Source organism: Megasphaera elsdenii DSM 20460, assembly GCF_003010495.1.
Lineage (GTDB): Bacteria > Bacillota > Negativicutes > Veillonellales > Megasphaeraceae > Megasphaera > Megasphaera elsdenii.
Map to the genome: position 1 here is coordinate 912,447 of NZ_CP027570.1, position 15,664 is coordinate 928,110.

The 15,664-nt window shown below is 53.3% G+C and carries 14 protein-coding genes; 10 read left to right on the top strand and 4 right to left on the bottom strand.

What is annotated here, in order from left to right:
* Window positions 1-4: 4 nt before the first annotated feature.
* The 6 genes from C6362_RS04280 to C6362_RS04305 all read left to right on the top strand — a co-directional run bounded on the left by C6362_RS04280 (window position 5) and on the right by C6362_RS04305 (window position 3,856).
* Window positions 5-439 (top strand): HIT family protein, encoded by a 435-nt coding sequence (locus tag C6362_RS04280; RefSeq protein ID WP_014015522.1) that lies wholly within the window; start codon window positions 5-7, stop codon window positions 437-439.
* The gene (locus tag C6362_RS04285; RefSeq protein WP_014015523.1) at window positions 432-1,379 is read left to right on the top strand and encodes a sugar kinase; all 948 of its coding nucleotides are present in this window, start codon (window positions 432-434) and stop codon (window positions 1,377-1,379) included. Before C6362_RS04280 ends, C6362_RS04285 begins: the two co-directional genes overlap by 8 nt.
* A gap of 69 nt (window positions 1,380-1,448) precedes the next feature.
* Window positions 1,449-2,087 (top strand): bifunctional 2-keto-4-hydroxyglutarate aldolase/2-keto-3-deoxy-6-phosphogluconate aldolase, encoded by a 639-nt coding sequence (locus C6362_RS04290; protein ID WP_014015524.1) that lies wholly within the window; start codon window positions 1,449-1,451, stop codon window positions 2,085-2,087.
* A 359-nt stretch (window positions 2,088-2,446) separates the two neighbouring features.
* Window positions 2,447-2,791 carry a hypothetical protein gene (locus C6362_RS04295; protein WP_014015525.1) on the top strand — a complete coding sequence of 115 codons (345 nt, stop codon included), beginning with the start codon at window positions 2,447-2,449 and terminating at the stop codon, window positions 2,789-2,791.
* Between the two features lie 12 nt (window positions 2,792-2,803).
* On the top strand, window positions 2,804-3,244 hold the full coding sequence (locus C6362_RS04300; RefSeq protein WP_014015526.1) for an Rrf2 family transcriptional regulator: 441 nt from the start codon (window positions 2,804-2,806) through the stop codon (window positions 3,242-3,244).
* A gap of 24 nt (window positions 3,245-3,268) precedes the next feature.
* Window positions 3,269-3,856, top strand: a complete 588-nt coding sequence (locus C6362_RS04305) for a phosphatase PAP2 family protein (protein WP_014015527.1) — start codon at window positions 3,269-3,271, stop codon at window positions 3,854-3,856.
* Between the two features lie 117 nt (window positions 3,857-3,973).
* On the opposite strand, the gene C6362_RS04310 is transcribed toward C6362_RS04305, so the two are convergent.
* Both C6362_RS04310 and C6362_RS04315 read right to left on the bottom strand, forming a co-directional pair.
* The gene (locus C6362_RS04310) at window positions 3,974-5,272 is read right to left on the bottom strand and encodes a nickel pincer cofactor-dependent isomerase, group 22 (protein WP_014015528.1); all 1,299 of its coding nucleotides are present in this window, start codon (window positions 5,270-5,272) and stop codon (window positions 3,974-3,976) included.
* Between the two features lie 187 nt (window positions 5,273-5,459).
* Window positions 5,460-7,550, bottom strand: coding sequence for an OPT family oligopeptide transporter (locus tag C6362_RS04315; RefSeq protein WP_014015529.1), 2,091 nt, complete (start codon window positions 7,548-7,550; stop codon window positions 5,460-5,462).
* Window positions 7,551-7,804: 254 nt separating this feature from the next.
* On the opposite strand from C6362_RS04315, the gene pepD reads away from it, so the two are divergent.
* The 3 genes from pepD (at window position 7,805) to C6362_RS04330 (ending at window position 10,384) form a co-directional block, all read left to right on the top strand.
* Entirely contained in the window at window positions 7,805-9,259 is a 1,455-nt protein-coding gene (gene pepD, locus C6362_RS04320; RefSeq protein ID WP_014015530.1) for a beta-Ala-His dipeptidase, read from the top strand.
* Window positions 9,260-9,428: 169 nt separating this feature from the next.
* Window positions 9,429-9,686, top strand: coding sequence for a 4Fe-4S binding protein (locus tag C6362_RS04325; protein WP_014015531.1), 258 nt, complete (start codon window positions 9,429-9,431; stop codon window positions 9,684-9,686).
* Window positions 9,683-10,384 (top strand): FprA family A-type flavoprotein, encoded by a 702-nt coding sequence (locus C6362_RS04330; protein WP_014015532.1) that lies wholly within the window; start codon window positions 9,683-9,685, stop codon window positions 10,382-10,384. The genes C6362_RS04325 and C6362_RS04330 overlap by 4 nt, the downstream gene beginning before the upstream one ends.
* Here C6362_RS04330 and C6362_RS04335 read toward each other — a convergent pair.
* Together C6362_RS04335 and C6362_RS04340 are read right to left on the bottom strand one after the other, a co-directional pair.
* Window positions 10,367-10,987 carry a hypothetical protein gene (locus C6362_RS04335; RefSeq protein WP_014015533.1) on the bottom strand — a complete coding sequence of 207 codons (621 nt, stop codon included), beginning with the start codon at window positions 10,985-10,987 and terminating at the stop codon, window positions 10,367-10,369. The two genes, C6362_RS04330 and C6362_RS04335, sit on opposite strands and share 18 nt — an antisense overlap.
* Before the next feature lie 10 nt (window positions 10,988-10,997).
* A complete protein-coding gene (locus C6362_RS04340) occupies window positions 10,998-11,573 on the bottom strand; it encodes a xanthine phosphoribosyltransferase (RefSeq protein WP_014015534.1) in 576 nt (191 codons plus the stop codon).
* A 174-nt stretch (window positions 11,574-11,747) separates the two neighbouring features.
* Between C6362_RS04340 and C6362_RS04345 the strand changes: the two genes are divergently transcribed.
* The gene (locus C6362_RS04345; protein WP_014015535.1) at window positions 11,748-15,491 is read left to right on the top strand and encodes a phosphoribosylformylglycinamidine synthase; all 3,744 of its coding nucleotides are present in this window, start codon (window positions 11,748-11,750) and stop codon (window positions 15,489-15,491) included.
* Window positions 15,492-15,664 lie beyond the last annotated feature (173 nt).

The window sequence follows — 15,664 nt, forward strand, 5'->3', positions numbered from 1 at the left end:
TGTCATGAAAGATAACACCTGCGGTTATTGCGTCAAAGGCGAACCGCTTGCTAAATTCGGTATTTACATCTGCGACTTATCGGTCAGTATGCTGGTCCTGTTCAAGGAACAGAGCCACCCCGGCCGCTGCATCGTCGCCTATAAGGACCATGTCAGTGAAATGACGGACTTGAGCGATGACGAACGCAATGCCTTTTTTGCCGACGTCGCCAAGGCTGCGAAAGCGATTCATCAGGCTTTCCATCCGAATAAGGTAAACTATGGTTCCTATGCTGATACGGGACATCATCTCCACGTTCATTTGGTGCCGAAATACAAAGATGATTTTGAATGGAACAGTACCTTTGTCATGAACCCGGACCGCGTTTACTTGACAGACGCCGCCTATGAGGACATGATTGATAAAATAAAGGCACAATTGGAGGCAGACCATGAGTAAAGTGCTTACAATCGGCGAGGCCATGGGCTTGCTGATTGCTGAAGAAATGGGGCCGCTGGAAGAAGTGGAACATTTTTCCCGCCATGTCTGCGGGGCAGAATTGAATTATGCCGTCGGTATGGCTCGTCTGGGCAACGATGTGTCGTATATTTCCAAGGTCGGCGTCGACCCTTTTGGGAAGTGCATCTGCAACTTCCTCAAGGCCAATGATATCCATGACGATTATGTCTGGACCGATGACGACCATATGACGGGCTTCCAGATGAAGGAAAAGGTCCTGGAAGGGGACCCGAAGGTAGCCAATATCCGTAAACATACGGCCTTTTCCCACTTCCAGCCGGCAGACCTCGCCGGTATCGACTGGACCGGCGTCGACCACCTGCACGTCACGGGGATTCCCCTGGCCCTGTCGGAATCGTGCCGGGAAACGATTTATACGCTGATGATGCGGGCCCATAGCAAGGGCGTGCACATTTCCTTCGACCCGAACCTGCGGCCCATGCTCTGGAAATCCCAGGAAATCATGGCCCGCGTCATTAACGACGCCGCCCAGTATGCTGACATCGTCATGCCCGGCCTCAATGAAGGCCGGATCCTGACGGGGATGGAAGACGAAAAGGATATTGCCGGGTACTACTTGCTGCGCGGCGTCCAGACCGTTGTCATCAAGATGGGCGGCAGCCATGGGACGTATATCCGCACGGCCGACGGCCAGGAATACCGCGTGCCGAGTTATCACGTCGACCACATCGTCGACACCGTCGGTGCCGGTGACGGCTTTGCCGTCGGCTTCACCAGCGCCATCCTCGACGGATTGAACCTGGAAGACGCTGCCCGCCGGGGTGCCGCCATCGGGGCCATGGCCATCCAGGTCGCCGGTGATAACGAAGGCTTGCCGACGAGAGAGAAGCTTGAAGCGTTCATGGATGCGCAGCACTAACCTGTTAAATGCGTAGGGGCGCCCATGTGGGGCGCCCGCCTGAAGTGTGTGAAAAAGGAGTTCTGAACAATGGATAAACTTGATGTTGTCAATAAAATTAAAGAAATCGGCATCGTTTCTGTCGTCCGCGGCAAGACCCCGGAAGAAGCGATGATGATGTCCGAAGCCTGCATCAAAGGCGGCGTCACGGCCATCGAACTGGCCTTCACGACGCCGCGGGCTCATGAAGTCATCGAAGCCCTTTCCAAGAAGTACGCCGACAACCCGGATGTCATCATCGGTGCCGGCACGGTCCTCGATGCCATTACGGCCCGCATTGCCATCCTCGCCGGCGCCCAGTTCATCGTATCGCCGGCACTGGACGTGGAAACGATCAAGCTCTGCAACCGCTACCGCGTCGCCGTCATGCCGGGGACGACGACCCTCAACGGCGTCATTACGGCCTTGGAATACGGCGCTGACGTCGTCAAAATCTTCCCTGGGGAAATCCTGGGCATGAAAGCCATCAAGGCCATCCACGGCCCCCTGCCGCAGGCTCCGCTCATGCCGACAGGCGGTGTCAACGTCGAAAACGCCGGCGACTGGATCAAAGCCGGCTGCGTCGCCGTCGGTGCCGGCGGTGCCCTCACCGGTGGCGGCAAGACGGCTGATGAAATCACGGCTACGGCCAAAAAATTCATCGCTGCTGTCCAAGCTGCTAGAAAGTAAAAGTTTATAGTACGGAGCTTGTAGTTTGTAGAAGATGGCTTTAAGTTTAAAACCATTCACTAAAAACTACAAACTGCAAACTTAATACTCAAAAAGGGCTTGTCGTCGTGCGACAAGCCCTTTTTTATCTGTTTACAACCAGAGGAAAATGTTTAAATGAAGAAAATACATAAAATAAAAATATGATAACTAAGCCAATGAAGGCATATTAAATGAAAATAAATTAGTTTAAAATAGTTCAACAAAATACAAAATTTGTAACCGTTGACTTTACAATTAAAATGTCGTATGATAAGGATGTAATCAGGGTGATTCTATCCTGGATATTTTGATTCGTCTTTTATAGGAGGTTTTTTGACATGGATGCAAAAACAGTAGAATTTGTTACGACGAAAACTCACGATTTGATGGCAGCTCCCAGCTGCAACCCGGCTTTGAAAACAGCAGCTCAGGCTTGGCTCGACGCCGCTGATAAAGATGCTGCTACGCCGGCTTATGTCGAAGCTCTGAAACAGGGCGTTTCGACAATTGACGAACTCCTGGCTTTCGCGGCTTCGGAACATGCCGTACAGCTCATGGGGGCTGATGGAGCTAAACAGCTCTTGGCTCATGCTAAAGACATTCAGGCTAAAGGTGCTAAATTCTGTGATTGCCCGGCCTGCTCGGCTGACTTGGCTATCCTCCGCGAATTGAAAGCCCTTTAAGGAGTCGTCCCTATGCAGATTTCCAGTCGGTTTACCATGGCCGTCCATACCTTATTGTGCATCGACTTTTTTGGCAAGACCGAAAAAGTGACCAGTGATTTCATTGCAGGCAGTGTAGGCACCAATCCGGTCATCATCCGCAAACTGCTCATCCAGCTCAAGGCAGCTGGCTTGATCCAGGTAAAGCGCGGGACCGGGGGGACGGCCTTGGAAAAGCCTTTATCTGACATCAGTTTATATGATGTTTACCATGCCGTAGACTGTGTCGGCAATGACTCGCTCTTTCATTTTCATGAACATCCTTGTCCCCAGTGCCCTGTAGGCAAGACGATTCATGCCGGCCTGGATGACAGGCTTCATGAAATACAGGATACCATGGAAGATAAGATGCGCAGCATTTCCCTGGCCGATGTGGCTGGGACGATGCACACGGCTTTTCAAAAAGAAGCTTGATTCTTCTATTAAGGAGAGACGACGATGGTACGATCCATCTTTTTCTTCGCCCAATGGCTCATTGCCCGGCGCAGGACCTGGCTCCGTATCCTTACCTGGATTACCCGCTTCGGCTATTGGCTGTTCATCCTTTATGGCCTGCTTGAGTGGTTCCGGCCGCGGCCGATAGCGGAACAGATTAAACGTCGGAAGACTTTAGTTTACTGCCTGTTTTCCGTCATCCCGGGATCTTCCGTTTCCTGGGTCATCGGGAAAATCTGGCATCGCCCCCGGCCTTTCGCCTGCGGCGATGCAGCGGCGCTCGTGCCGCATAAGGCCAACGCTTCCTTTCCCAGCAACCATTCCATGAACAGCCTGGCCATTTCCCTGATGCTCCTGGCCCGGCGCAATCCCTGGGGGCTGCCGGCCCTGGTCTGGACAGGCGTCCTGGCCTCGTCGCGGATACTCAGCGGGCTCCATTACGTCAGTGACGTCATCGGCGGCTTCTTCATCGGAGCTGCGGCCAGCCATGTCGTTTACCACAGTAAACGCTGTTCACAACTGGCTGATCACATCCTTTACTATTGGCATGTCGGGACTGCCGTAGTAGAGACCTGGTGGCGGAAATGCTGATGGAACAGAGTTTGTAGTTTGCAGACGATGGCTTTAAATTTAAAAACATTCACTACAAACTAAAAACTGCAAACTTAATACTCAAAAGGGCTTGTCGTCGTGCGACAAGCCCTTTTTTTACCACAGATTGTCTTCTTCGTTAAACTTCCATGTAAACGGTTCGGATGTGATTGTCATGTCCGGATCGTTTTTTATATCTTCTAAGCACGAGAGGGAACATTCGATGTCTTCCAGTTTCAGTGTATTCTTGATGCGGACGACTTTGGCCTGGTTCGGGTCGGTCAGGAAGGCATGGGCCATGGCCATTTCAATGGCGTCTTTATCGCTGTTGCCGTATAAAGGTAGAAGGGCCATGCGGAAGGACTTGGCTGTAATGCAGTTGGTGTATGCCGAGGAGAAGTCCATCTTGTTTACGAAGCGGTAGCTGACGATGTCGGCCATGCCGCAGCCGGCGCCGTTGCCATGGGAAGCTTCGGTAATGTCCAGGATGACGATACGTTCAATATCCGGTGCCAAGGCGCGGAAGGCCGTTTCCTGGCTGAATCGTTCTGTCCGGCCTGTGATGTTTGGGTCCATGCCGGTACCGCTGATTTCCTTGCCGATTTCGTCGACGATGAGGACGTCGATGTGGGGCAGCTTCAGGCGCGGCATTTCCGCTTTGGCCATGGTCTGTAAGGCCGCATCGCGTTCAAAGAATTTATCGGTCGGGATGACTTCCAGGGCGGCGATGTCGTCACTGGGGCTCTGGACCATGCCGACCGAGAAAACGACGTTTACATGCTGCAAGAAGGCTTTTGACACGCGTTCCAGGTTGGGGCCGAAGGAATCGTAGCCCCAGCCGTGGAAGGTCGAAGCGCCTTTGTGCTTGCCGCAGCCGATGCAGATCATCTTCAGCAAACCCGATTCGTGTTTATATTTAAAGTGCGTATGCGGTTTAATCTTGTTGAACAGGATGATGCCGTCGGCTTCATAGGCATTCTTGTCACAGTATACGGGGAAGCCGTCTTCCAGTGTGGCCACTTCGACGACGTCCATCGTCGACAGGACGGGGACGCCTAAATAGTCTTCGTTGATGCCGAACTGGGCTAAGTGCTCTTTTTGGCCTTCGGCCGTGGCCCCGGCATGACTACCCATAGCCGGGAAGACAAAGGGCTTGGCACCCCAGGCTTTGAGCTGATCGCAAAGAGCTTTCATGATTTCCTTATAATGCGGGAGCCCACGGCTGCCGGCAGTGATGCCGATGCGCTTGCCTTTGAGGGCTTCTGTCGTTGCCGTATCCAAGGTCAGGAGCTGTTTTTTCAGGACGCCGACGGGATCGGCCAGATCTGTATGAGGGAATGATTGATGGACTTTGACCATCTGCGGGATGACGATGCCATCGGTCAGGGATTGTTTGTCGAGTTTGGGAAAGAACAAAGAAAAGACCTCCTTTTAACGTGTAATCATAGGATTAATCTACGAGATACCCCTATTATACGCTGATATGGCAAAAGAAGAAATATGCAAAAAAAGCCCTCGTGCCACAAAATGTATTGTGCACGAGGACTTTTTTTGAGGATTTTGTCGAAATTTTAATGAAATTCTAATCTAAGCGGTAGATTTCCTACTTGCTTTCAGCATCTTCCGGGCTGAACTTGGTGATGAAGATGTGGCGGACGAAGATGACGATCATAGCGATGAAGCAGAGCAGGCCGAGGATGTCTGCCGTAGACTGGAAGTCTTTGCCGACCAGGGCCAGCGGATTTTCGCTGCCGCCAGAGGTGACGGAGACGACGATGAGCAAGGCGATGATGACGCCCATGAGGCTTTCGCCGACGATGAGGCCCGAAGCAAAGAGGACGCCGCGATGGTTGCAGGCTTCTACGTCTTCTTCTTCGTGGCCAGGGCTGCGGCGGGCAGCGCGGGCCTTCAAGGACTTATGGATGAAGTAACCCATGACCGAACCGATGACCAGAGGGATTTCCAAGGTCGGCGGCAGGTAAATGCCCATGCCGACGGCCAGTGGCGGCAGAGCCAGGGATTTCGTGTTTTTCGTCAAAATGAGGTCGATGATGATGGCGGCGATACCGACACCGACACCGAAGAGGATATAGTTCCAGTCGAGGCTGGCACTGAAGATACCTTGGGCGATGGTCGTCATCAAGGTTGCCTGCGGAGCTGCCAGGGCCTGGGTCGGATCCATGCCGGCACGGGGAAGGGCGCCGGTGAAGCCATAGGCCTGATAGAGCAGGTTCAGGACCGGAGCGATGGCAAAGGAGCCGATGATCGAGCCCAGGATGAGGGCGACCTGCTGTTTCCACGGTGTAGCGCCAACAATATAACCTGTTTTTAAGTCCTGCAGGTTATCGTTGGAAATGGAAGCGATGCTGACGATGACGCTGGTAATGAAGATGGCGAAGGCTGTCGCGAACTGCGTTCCTTCCAGTGTGGCGAAGACGCCGGCCGAAGAGCCGATACCGAGGACGACCAGGGACGAAATGATGATGCCCAGGATGCCGATACCGGAAATCGGGCTGGCCGACGTGCCGATGAGGCCTGCCATGTAGCCGCAAGCAGCGGCTACGAAGAAGCCCATGAGGATGGCGACGAGGATGCCGACGACGATGAACATAATCGTTACCGACAGGGAAAGGCCGGCATTGCTGACAAAGGCATAGAACGTGATGAAGAGGCCGATGAGGATGGCCAGGAAGACCAGGCTGACCGATTTCGGCGACATGTCGATGTCCGTATGATGGAGAGCCTTCTTTTCTTCTGTGTCATTAGCGCGCAGGGCGTTGATGGACATCTTGATACCGTCGACGACCGGTTTGGCCAGGCGAATCAAGGTCCAGACGGCGGCGATACCGATGCAGCCGGCGCCGATGAAGCGGACTTTCTGCGCCCAAATGGCATTGGCAAAAGCTGCTGCAGACTGACCATCAGCCGGGATAAGCGTCGATGTCAGATAGGGGACGAAGATGTACCAGGCCAGGAGCGTACCGACTAAGATAGCCATGCCGCTGGCGATGCCGATAAGATAGCCTGCACCGAGGAGGGCCGTCGAGAAACCTAACGGAATCCTTGTGACAGCCGAGCCGATGCTGAACCAATAGCTGAACTCGGAAGAAACGACGTGGAAGCCGTTGGCACAAAGGCTGAAGAGGCCGGCCAGGGCCGTGCCGCCGACGATATCTTTCATGCCCGTTTCTTTTTTGCTCGTGTCTTCACCGGCTGCTTCTTCTCGGCGGATTTCACTGCCGACTTTCAGGATTTCAGCAGCCGCCCGGCCTTCCGGATAGGGCAGGTCGCTGTTGACGACCATAGCCCGGCGCAGGGGAATGGTGAACAAGACGCCGAGAGAACCGCCGCAGGCGCAGAGCAGCAAGGTCTGCCAGAAGGGGAAGCCCTGCCAGTAGCCGAGCATGAGCAGGCCCGGCAGGATGAAGATGATTGCAGATAAAGTGCCGGCAGCAGAAGCCTGCGTCTGTACCATATTGTTTTCCAGGATGTTGGAATGTTTGAACATGCGCAGGATTGCCATGGAGATGACTGCAGCCGGGATGGACGACGAGAACGTCAAGCCGACTTTTAAGCCCAGGTATACGTTGGAAGCCGTAAAGATAACGGTGATCAGGGCGCCGAGGATCATACCGCGGGCCGTCAATTCCGGCATACTTGGGTAGTTCACAGTCAAGTTTGATTGTGGTTTCATAAGAAAACCTCCCAAATAAAAATTTAAGCGTACTAAAACGTACTACTTCATTGATAATTCTATTATACTCAATTTTTTTTAATTCGTCATATGCCGAATTGTACACTACAGGCGGAAAATGGGCTGTATAATTACTTTTTTGCAAGTAAAAGTATACATATGAGGATAGTAGCCCCGAAGGCCTCGTCCGTGGTATAATAAATAAACGATTAAGTAATCAATCGCAGATACTTTTTGAAGGGAGCGTTTGTCATATGAACGATCAAGAAATCATTGAAGGAGTCATCCATGAATTTGCAGGACTGGCCAAGCACCCGCGTCCGTCCCACCACGAAAAAGGCGTTAGCGACTACATCGTCAGCCGCCTCCATGAATTGGGCGTAACCGATGTTACACAGGACGAAGTATATAACGTCATCGCCAATGTCCCCGCCAGCAAGGGCTGCGAAAACTGGCCGCTTACGGTCCTCCAGGGCCATATGGATATGGTCTGCGTCGCCAAACCCGGCGTCGACTTCGACCCCTTGACCAGTGAAATCAAACTGGTCCGTGAAGGCAATATCCTCCATGCCGATGGGACCAGCCTCGGTGCCGATGACGGCATTGCTGTCGCTTTGTCGCTGTACCTCATCCAGCAGGATATCCAGCATGGCCCGCTGCGTCTCATCTTCACCGTCGATGAAGAAACGGGCATGACCGGGGCCACTCACTTGGACCCGAAATACGTCCAGGATGTACAGTACATCATCAACTGCGACTCGGAATATATGGATGTCCTCTGCGTCGGTTCGGCCGGCAGCGTCCATACGCATTTCAGCCGTCCTCTCCATTGGCAGGCTGCCAAAGGTAAACAGGCGTTTACTATTACGGCGAAAGACTTTGCCGGCGGCCATTCCGGGGAAACCATCAATGACGGCAAGAGCAACGCCATCAAAGCTCTGAGCCTGGCTCTCCGCCGCGTCGCTCAGGCCGGCGTATCCTATGTCCTGGCCTCCATCAGCGGCGGCGTCGCAGCCAATGCCATTCCGTCGGAAGCATCGGCTGTCATCGTTGTCGACGATGTAAACGCCGGCGAAACGATTAAACAGGTTGTCGGTGAAGAACAGGCTGAAATCGCCGAAGTGTACGGCGAAGTCGAAAAGAACGCCCATTTCCTCGTCGAAAGCACCGACGTACCGGCTCAGACCTTCTCGGCTGACGATACAAAGAACCTGGTCAGCCTGCTGAACATCCTTCATTGCGGCGTCTTCGCCATGAACCAGATGCTGCCGAAACTGCCGGATTTGTCGGCCAATATCGGCACCATCCGTACGGAAGACGACCATGTCGCTATTCAGTACTTCCCCCGTGCTTCGGCCGATGCCCGCCTGCGTGAACTGATGACAACCCTGCCCGTTTACGCTGAGTTGACAGGCTGTGACATCGAACTGGCTTCGCCGGAACCGGCATGGACAGAAAATCCGCATAGCAAACTCGTTCCCCTCGTTGCCGACGTTTACAAAGAAGAAGCCGGCAAAGAAGCCCGCATCGAAGCCATGCACGGCGGCCTGGAAACGGGGTACTTCTTCGCTATGAATCCGAAACTGGATATCATCTCCGTAGGGCCGACGACACACGACATCCACAGCGCCGACGAATCGGTCGAACTCGATACGGTAGCTCTCCTGACCCGCATCGTCGCCAAGACCTTGGGGAAATTAAATAATTAGTGGCTCGTGATTCGTGGCTCGTAGTTCGTAGGGGCTCACTAACCCCTAACCCCTAACCACTAGCCACTTAAAACGGCTTGTCGCATATGCGACAAGCCGTTTTGTTGTTTTTGCAACAGTTTTATTCGGATATTTTTGCTATAGTATAGGGGAACAAAGGGGGAGTACGATGGAAAAAACGCATATTGATCAACTGATTACACCTGATTATTTTAATCGGAAAGAATGTGAAGGCTGCGGCTGCTGTGTCAGCATCTGTCCTTATCATGCTTTATCCATGGAGCTTTGTGCCGACGGTGTCCGGCGGCCCCGCGTCGATATGAGCAAGTGCCTGCGCTGTAACCGCTGTATGGATGCCTGTGAAATCTACAAGTGTTATTACATTCCCCAGAAAAAACATGAGCATATCGGGAGGTCTTCATTATGAAATACTCGTTGAATCCACACATCTTTGTCTTTGGCAAGACCATCAACAAGCCGAAGATTTCTATTTCTTTCTTATCTTACCTGCTTCGGGGCAAACAGAATATCCTCATCGATACGGTTCCCGACAGAGCCGCCGAAGCCTATATCCAGGATATCGAAAGCGTCCTGCCTGTCAGCCAGATCGATGCCCTGATCCTCAACCACTCTGAAGAAGATCACAGCGGCGCCCTGCAGGCCGTCTTGGACCGTCACCCCAACCTGCCCGTATACTGCACGCCGGCTACGAAAGAACGCCTCCAGGAAAAATATCCGTCAGCTGATTTCCGCGTCGTCCAGCACGGTGAAAGCCTGACCTTAGGCGACTATACGTTCCAGTTCATCCACACGCCGGGCCTCCACTGGCCGGACAATATGGTCACCTGGCTGGCTTCAGAAGGCATCCTCTTCTCGAACGACCTCTTCGGCCAGTATTTGGCAGAAGAAACGCCTGTCGACGAAGGCTATACGAAAGAAGCCATTCTCAAAGGAGCAGAACCGTATTTTGAAAAGGTTTTTGCACCGGCTTCGACTGAAGATAAGGCCATCATCGCCGATATCGCCGCCATGCCGATCCAGACAGTCGCAACCGGCCATGGTCTCATCTTGCAGAACCAATGGCCGGCTGTCCGTGAATTTTATGTTTCAAAGGTGCTCAAATAAATATTTCGTATCGTAACTGAGGTCCATGTACTGCGCAATCGTTTCGTCGTCGAACCCGTATTCTTCCGATTTATGTGTCAGATTCCCCCATTTAATCTGCATTTTCTTCTTGGAAGTCAACGGTTCTTCGTATTCGATGCGCAGTTCTTGTGCTTCTTGGGAATGGTCCTGGACTTTGACGAACAAGCCCTTGTCGAAGGTCAGCTCATAGACTTTCCGGAAGGCATGAGGGAGCTGGAAGCCGAAGGGGACGAAATATTTATCGATGAAACTGTTGGCGATGAGGATGGAGCCGCTATAGTCCATGACGTGATTGAGCTCATATTTCAGATCCCCTGCCGGCGAATGGAAGGGGACGGGATGGATGCCGTCGATGGCCGGTGGTTCCATGCCGTTGTTGTTGGTCAGTAATTTATGGAGAGTCAGCATCTTTTCATCGTTGAAACCGAAAATCGCCGTATAACCGCGCAGGCAGGCTTCATTGTACATGATGGGGTGAAGGCCAAATTCTTCGATATTAAAAAATTCGTCTACGTCTTCGATGGCGACGATGCTGAATTTATAGGTGGCGAAATCAAAGCCGTCAAAAAATTGAGCGCGCATCATGTCCTCCTTACTCGACGAAGACGGGTTTATTATTTTCGAAACGGGCGATGCGGGCCAGGGATTCGACGCGGAAGCCGGCGTCTTCCAAGGTCTTGCGGCCGCTTTGGAAGGTCTTTTCGACGACGATGCCGATGCCGGCGACGGTACAACCGGCTTGAGCGACGATGTCCGTCAGGCCGACAGCCGCTGCGCCGCTGGCCAGGAAATCATCGATGATGAGGACCGATTCGCCGGCGTGGAGATAGGCCTTGCTGATCGTAGCCGTGTATTCTTCTTCTTTGGTGTACGAATAAATCTTAGCCGTATACTGTTCCCCTTTGGTGAGCAGGGATTTTTTCTTGCGGGCAAAGACGATGGGCAGGTTGTTCAGGGCCAGGGAAGCGGCATAAGCCACAGCGATGCCCGAAGATTCGATAGTGACGATGCGGTCGATGTGTACGTCTTTGAAACGGCGGGCGAACTCCTGACCGACGTGATTGATGAGGGCCGTATCGATTTGCTGGTTCAAAAAGTTATCAATCTTTAAAATTCGGTTGTCGATGACCAGGCCATCCTGTAAAATTCGCTGTTTCAATTCTTCCATTACTTCCATGTCCTCCCTGTGATGAAAAATGGTAAACTTTGTCTACTATAATAGTACTAGTCTAATACGATTTTATAGGCAAGTCAATAAAATTCTAAGTTTACTTATGGTTTTAAAACAGGTATACTAAGGTTGTCTAATGATAAGTTATCTATCTTTGAGGGAGGTCATGACATGCAGTCTATCCGACGTTTGTATGTTGCCAAGAAAGGTGTTTTTGCTGATGAAGCAAAACGATTGCTCACTGATTTACAGGAAAACCTGTTGATTAAAGGGTTGACCGATATTCACATTTTCCATCGCTATGACGTATCCGGTCTCGATGATGCGGCTTTTGAAGCGGCTAAAAATATGATTTTCTCTGAACCGCCTGTCGATGCCGTATACGATGAATTACCGGCTGGCAAGGACGATACGGTCCTGGCCGTTGAATATCTGCCTGGCCAGTATGATCAGCGCGCCGATTCGGCTATGCAGTGCCTGCAGATGCTGACCATGAAGAACGACAGCCTCGTCCGCACGGCACAGGTCCTCGTCCTGTCGGGCAACTTATCCGCTGATGACGTCGCTGCAATCAAACATTATTGCATCAACCCCGTCGAAGCCCGCGAAGCTTCGCTGGATCCCGTTTCGACTCTGGAAATGCCTTGGGAAAAACCGGCTGACGTTCCCGTCATCGACGGTTTTGACGCCATGGACGACGCTGCTCTGAAAGAATTGTCGGCGCACATGGGCCTGGCTATGAGCTTCGACGATTTGAAATTCGTCCAGGCCTACTTCCGGGATGAAGAAAAACGAAATCCGACGGTTACAGAAATCCGCGTCATCGATACGTACTGGTCGGACCACTGCCGTCACACGACGTTCATGACCGAACTCACTGATGTTTCCTTTGAAGATGGCACCTTCACGGCGCCTATCCAGCGCGCTTATGAATCGTATAAGACGACCCGGGAAAAATTGAACCGCAAGAAACCGCAGACCCTCATGGATATGGCGACCATTGCCGTCAAAGAACTGAAAGCGGCCGGCAAGCTCGACAATCTCGACGAATCGGAAGAAATCAACGCCTGCACCATCATCATCCCTGTCGATGTCGATGGCGTCGAAGAAGAATGGCTCCTCCTCTTCAAAAATGAAACCCATAACCACCCGACGGAAATCGAACCGTTCGGTGGTGCGGCTACCTGCCTGGGCGGCTGTATCCGCGATCCCTTGAGCGGCCGTTCCTATGTCTATCAGGCTATGCGCGTCACCGGTGCCGGCGACCCGCGCCAGTCGGTCAAAGATACGCTCGTCGGCAAACTGCCTCAGCGCAAACTGACGACAGGCGCTGCCAAGGGCTACAGCTCCTATGGCAACCAGATCGGCCTGGCTACGGGCGAAGTCAAGGAATATTACAACCCCGGCTTCATCGCCAAACGTATGGAAATCGGCGCTGTCCTCGGCGCTGCACCGCGCAATAATGTCGTCCGTGAAGAACCGCTTCCTGGCGATATCATCATCCTCCTCGGCGGCAAGACCGGCCGCGACGGCTGCGGCGGTGCTACGGGTTCGTCCAAGAAGCACACCGTCGAATCCCTGGAAACCTGCGGCGCCGAAGTCCAGAAGGGCAATGCCCTGACGGAACGCAAGATCCAGCGCCTCTTCCGCCGCCATGAAGTTACGGTCCTCATCAAACGCTGCAACGACTTCGGTGCCGGCGGTGTCTCCGTCGCTATCGGTGAATTGACGGACGGCCTGGACATCAATCTCGACAAAGTCCCGAAGAAGTACGAAGGCCTGGACGGTACGGAACTGGCTATTTCCGAATCGCAGGAACGTATGGCCGTCGTCGTCGCTCCGGAACACGTCGATGAATTTATGAAATACGCAGCTGAAGAAAACCTGGAAGCGACGATCGTCGCCGTCGCTACCGATACGAAACGCCTGGTCATGCATTGGCGCGACCAGAACGTCGTCAATATTACCCGCGCTTTCCTCGATACCAACGGCGTCACCCAGCATCGCAAAGCCGTCGTCGTCGCTCCGGAAGATAAAGATTTCTTCAAAGCGCCGGAAGTCAAAGACGTCGCCAAGACCTGGCTCGATACGATGGGTACCTTGAATATCGCCTCGGAACAGGGCCTGGCTGAACGCTTCGACAGCACCATCGGTGCCCGCACGGTCCTCATGCCCTTTGGCGGCAAGTACCAGAAGACACCTGTCGAAGGCATGGTTGCCAAGATTCCCGTGGAACACGGCAACACGACGACAGCCAGCATCTTTACGCACGGCTATGATCCGGACCTGGCTATTTGGAGCCCCTTCCACGGTGCCCTCTATGCCGTCATCCAGTCCATTGCCAAACTCGTTGCCCTCGGCGGCGACCGCAAGAAAGTCTACCTGACCATGCAGGAATTTTTCCAGAGCCTGGGCACGAATGAAAAAGCCTGGGGCCAGCCGGTCAGCGCCCTCCTCGGTGCTTTCACGGCCCAGCAGGTCATGGAAGTCGCTGCTATCGGCGGGAAAGACAGCATGAGCGGTACCTTTGAAAACCTCACCGTTCCGCCGACGCTCGTTTCTTTCGCCATTGCACCGGAACATACGGAAAATATCATCTCGCCGGAATTTAAAGCTGCCGATGACGCAGTCCTCCTCTTCGACCTGCCTCGTGACGGCGAAGAAATGCCGGACTTCGATACCTTCAAAGCCCATTGCGATTTCCTCCATCAGGCTGTCCTCGATGGCAAAGTCAAAGCGATGCATGCTGTCGGTCAGGGCGGTATCGCAGCGGCTGTGGCTCAGATGGCCTTCGGCAATGGCATCGGCTTCGCTGTCGACAAGGCCTTTGCTGCACAGGAACTGTTCAATCTCCGCTATGGTTCGATCCTCGTCGAAACCGACGCCGCTACGGCTGCTGCATGGGCTGGACGGGATCACGTCTCCCTCGTCGGCAAGACGACGGCTGCTGCCGATGTGACTGTCGACGGCGTGACGATTTCCCTGAAAGACCTCCAGAACGCTTGGGAAAAACCGCTCAGCCACGTCTTCCCCATCAAGAGCGAAAGCGGCACAGGCGATGCCGAACTGCCCTTATTCACGACGTATGGTCCGCGCCGCAGCGAAGCTTTCGGTACTCCGCGGGTCTTCATCCCCGTCTGCCCGGGTACGAACTGCGAATACGATTCGGCTGCTGCCTTTGAACGGGCCGGCGCTACGACGGATGTCATGGTACTGCGCAACAACACGCCGCAGGATCTGGCAGAATCCATCGATGAAATGGCCAAACGCATTGCCAAGGCACAGATCATCATGTTCCCCGGCGGTTTCAGTGCCGGTGACGAACCGGAAGGCTCGGGCAAGTTCATTGCCACCTTGTTCCGCAACCCCGTCCTGTCGGAAGCTCTGGAAACGCTGCTCTATCAGCGCGATGGCCTGGCTCTCGGCATCTGCAACGGCTTCCAGGCTCTGATTAAACTGGGCCTCCTGCCGTATGGCCATGTACAGCCTTTGAAGGCTGACAGCCCGACTTTGACGTACAACACCATTGGCCGCCATCTGTCGCGCATGGTCGAAACGAAAGTCGTCTCCGTCATGAGCCCGTGGTTCAGCGGCTGCAAGGCCGGTGACGTCCATACCGTGGCTATCTCCCACGGCGAAGGTCGTTTCGTGGCTACGCCGGAACAGATCCGTGAATTGGCTGCCAAAGGCCAGATTGCGACACAGTACGTCGACCTCTCTGGCAAAGCTACCTATGATAGCGAATACAACCCGAACCAGTCCGTCCTGGCTGTCGAAGGCATTACCAGTCCCGATGGGCGCGTCCTCGGTAAGATGGCACACACAGAACGCTTCAGCGCTGAAGACGTCTTCCAGAACATTGCTGGCAACAAACTCCAGCCGATCTTCAAATCGGGCGTCGAATATTTTAAGTAAAAGCCGTTTGCCGTGGGTCGTTCATCGTTTGCCGTTGAATGCGTGAATTTTTCGGCAAACGCCAAACGCCAAACGAACCACAAAAGTGATGCTGCGGAAGCAGCATCACTTTTTTCTTGCTTTTCTCCGCCACTTATGATATACTTAACAAGCTTGAACTGTGTCAAGCTCCT

Coding starts and splice junctions, on each gene's coding strand:
- C6362_RS04340 (WP_014015534.1), bottom strand. CDS start 11,573: ATGGAAGAATTGAAACAGCGAATTTTACAGGATGGCCTGGTCATCGAC.
- C6362_RS04305 (WP_014015527.1), top strand. CDS start 3,269: ATGGTACGATCCATCTTTTTCTTCGCCCAATGGCTCATTGCCCGGCGC.
- C6362_RS04325 (WP_014015531.1), top strand. CDS start 9,429: ATGGAAAAAACGCATATTGATCAACTGATTACACCTGATTATTTTAAT.
- C6362_RS04285 (WP_014015523.1), top strand. CDS start 432: ATGAGTAAAGTGCTTACAATCGGCGAGGCCATGGGCTTGCTGATTGCT.
- C6362_RS04330 (WP_014015532.1), top strand. CDS start 9,683: ATGAAATACTCGTTGAATCCACACATCTTTGTCTTTGGCAAGACCATC.
- C6362_RS04335 (WP_014015533.1), bottom strand. CDS start 10,987: ATGCGCGCTCAATTTTTTGACGGCTTTGATTTCGCCACCTATAAATTC.
- pepD (WP_014015530.1), top strand. CDS start 7,805: ATGAACGATCAAGAAATCATTGAAGGAGTCATCCATGAATTTGCAGGA.
- C6362_RS04295 (WP_014015525.1), top strand. CDS start 2,447: ATGGATGCAAAAACAGTAGAATTTGTTACGACGAAAACTCACGATTTG.
- C6362_RS04290 (WP_014015524.1), top strand. CDS start 1,449: ATGGATAAACTTGATGTTGTCAATAAAATTAAAGAAATCGGCATCGTT.
- C6362_RS04280 (WP_014015522.1), top strand. CDS start 5: ATGAAAGATAACACCTGCGGTTATTGCGTCAAAGGCGAACCGCTTGCT.
- C6362_RS04345 (WP_014015535.1), top strand. CDS start 11,748: ATGCAGTCTATCCGACGTTTGTATGTTGCCAAGAAAGGTGTTTTTGCT.
- C6362_RS04315 (WP_014015529.1), bottom strand. CDS start 7,550: ATGAAACCACAATCAAACTTGACTGTGAACTACCCAAGTATGCCGGAA.
- C6362_RS04300 (WP_014015526.1), top strand. CDS start 2,804: ATGCAGATTTCCAGTCGGTTTACCATGGCCGTCCATACCTTATTGTGC.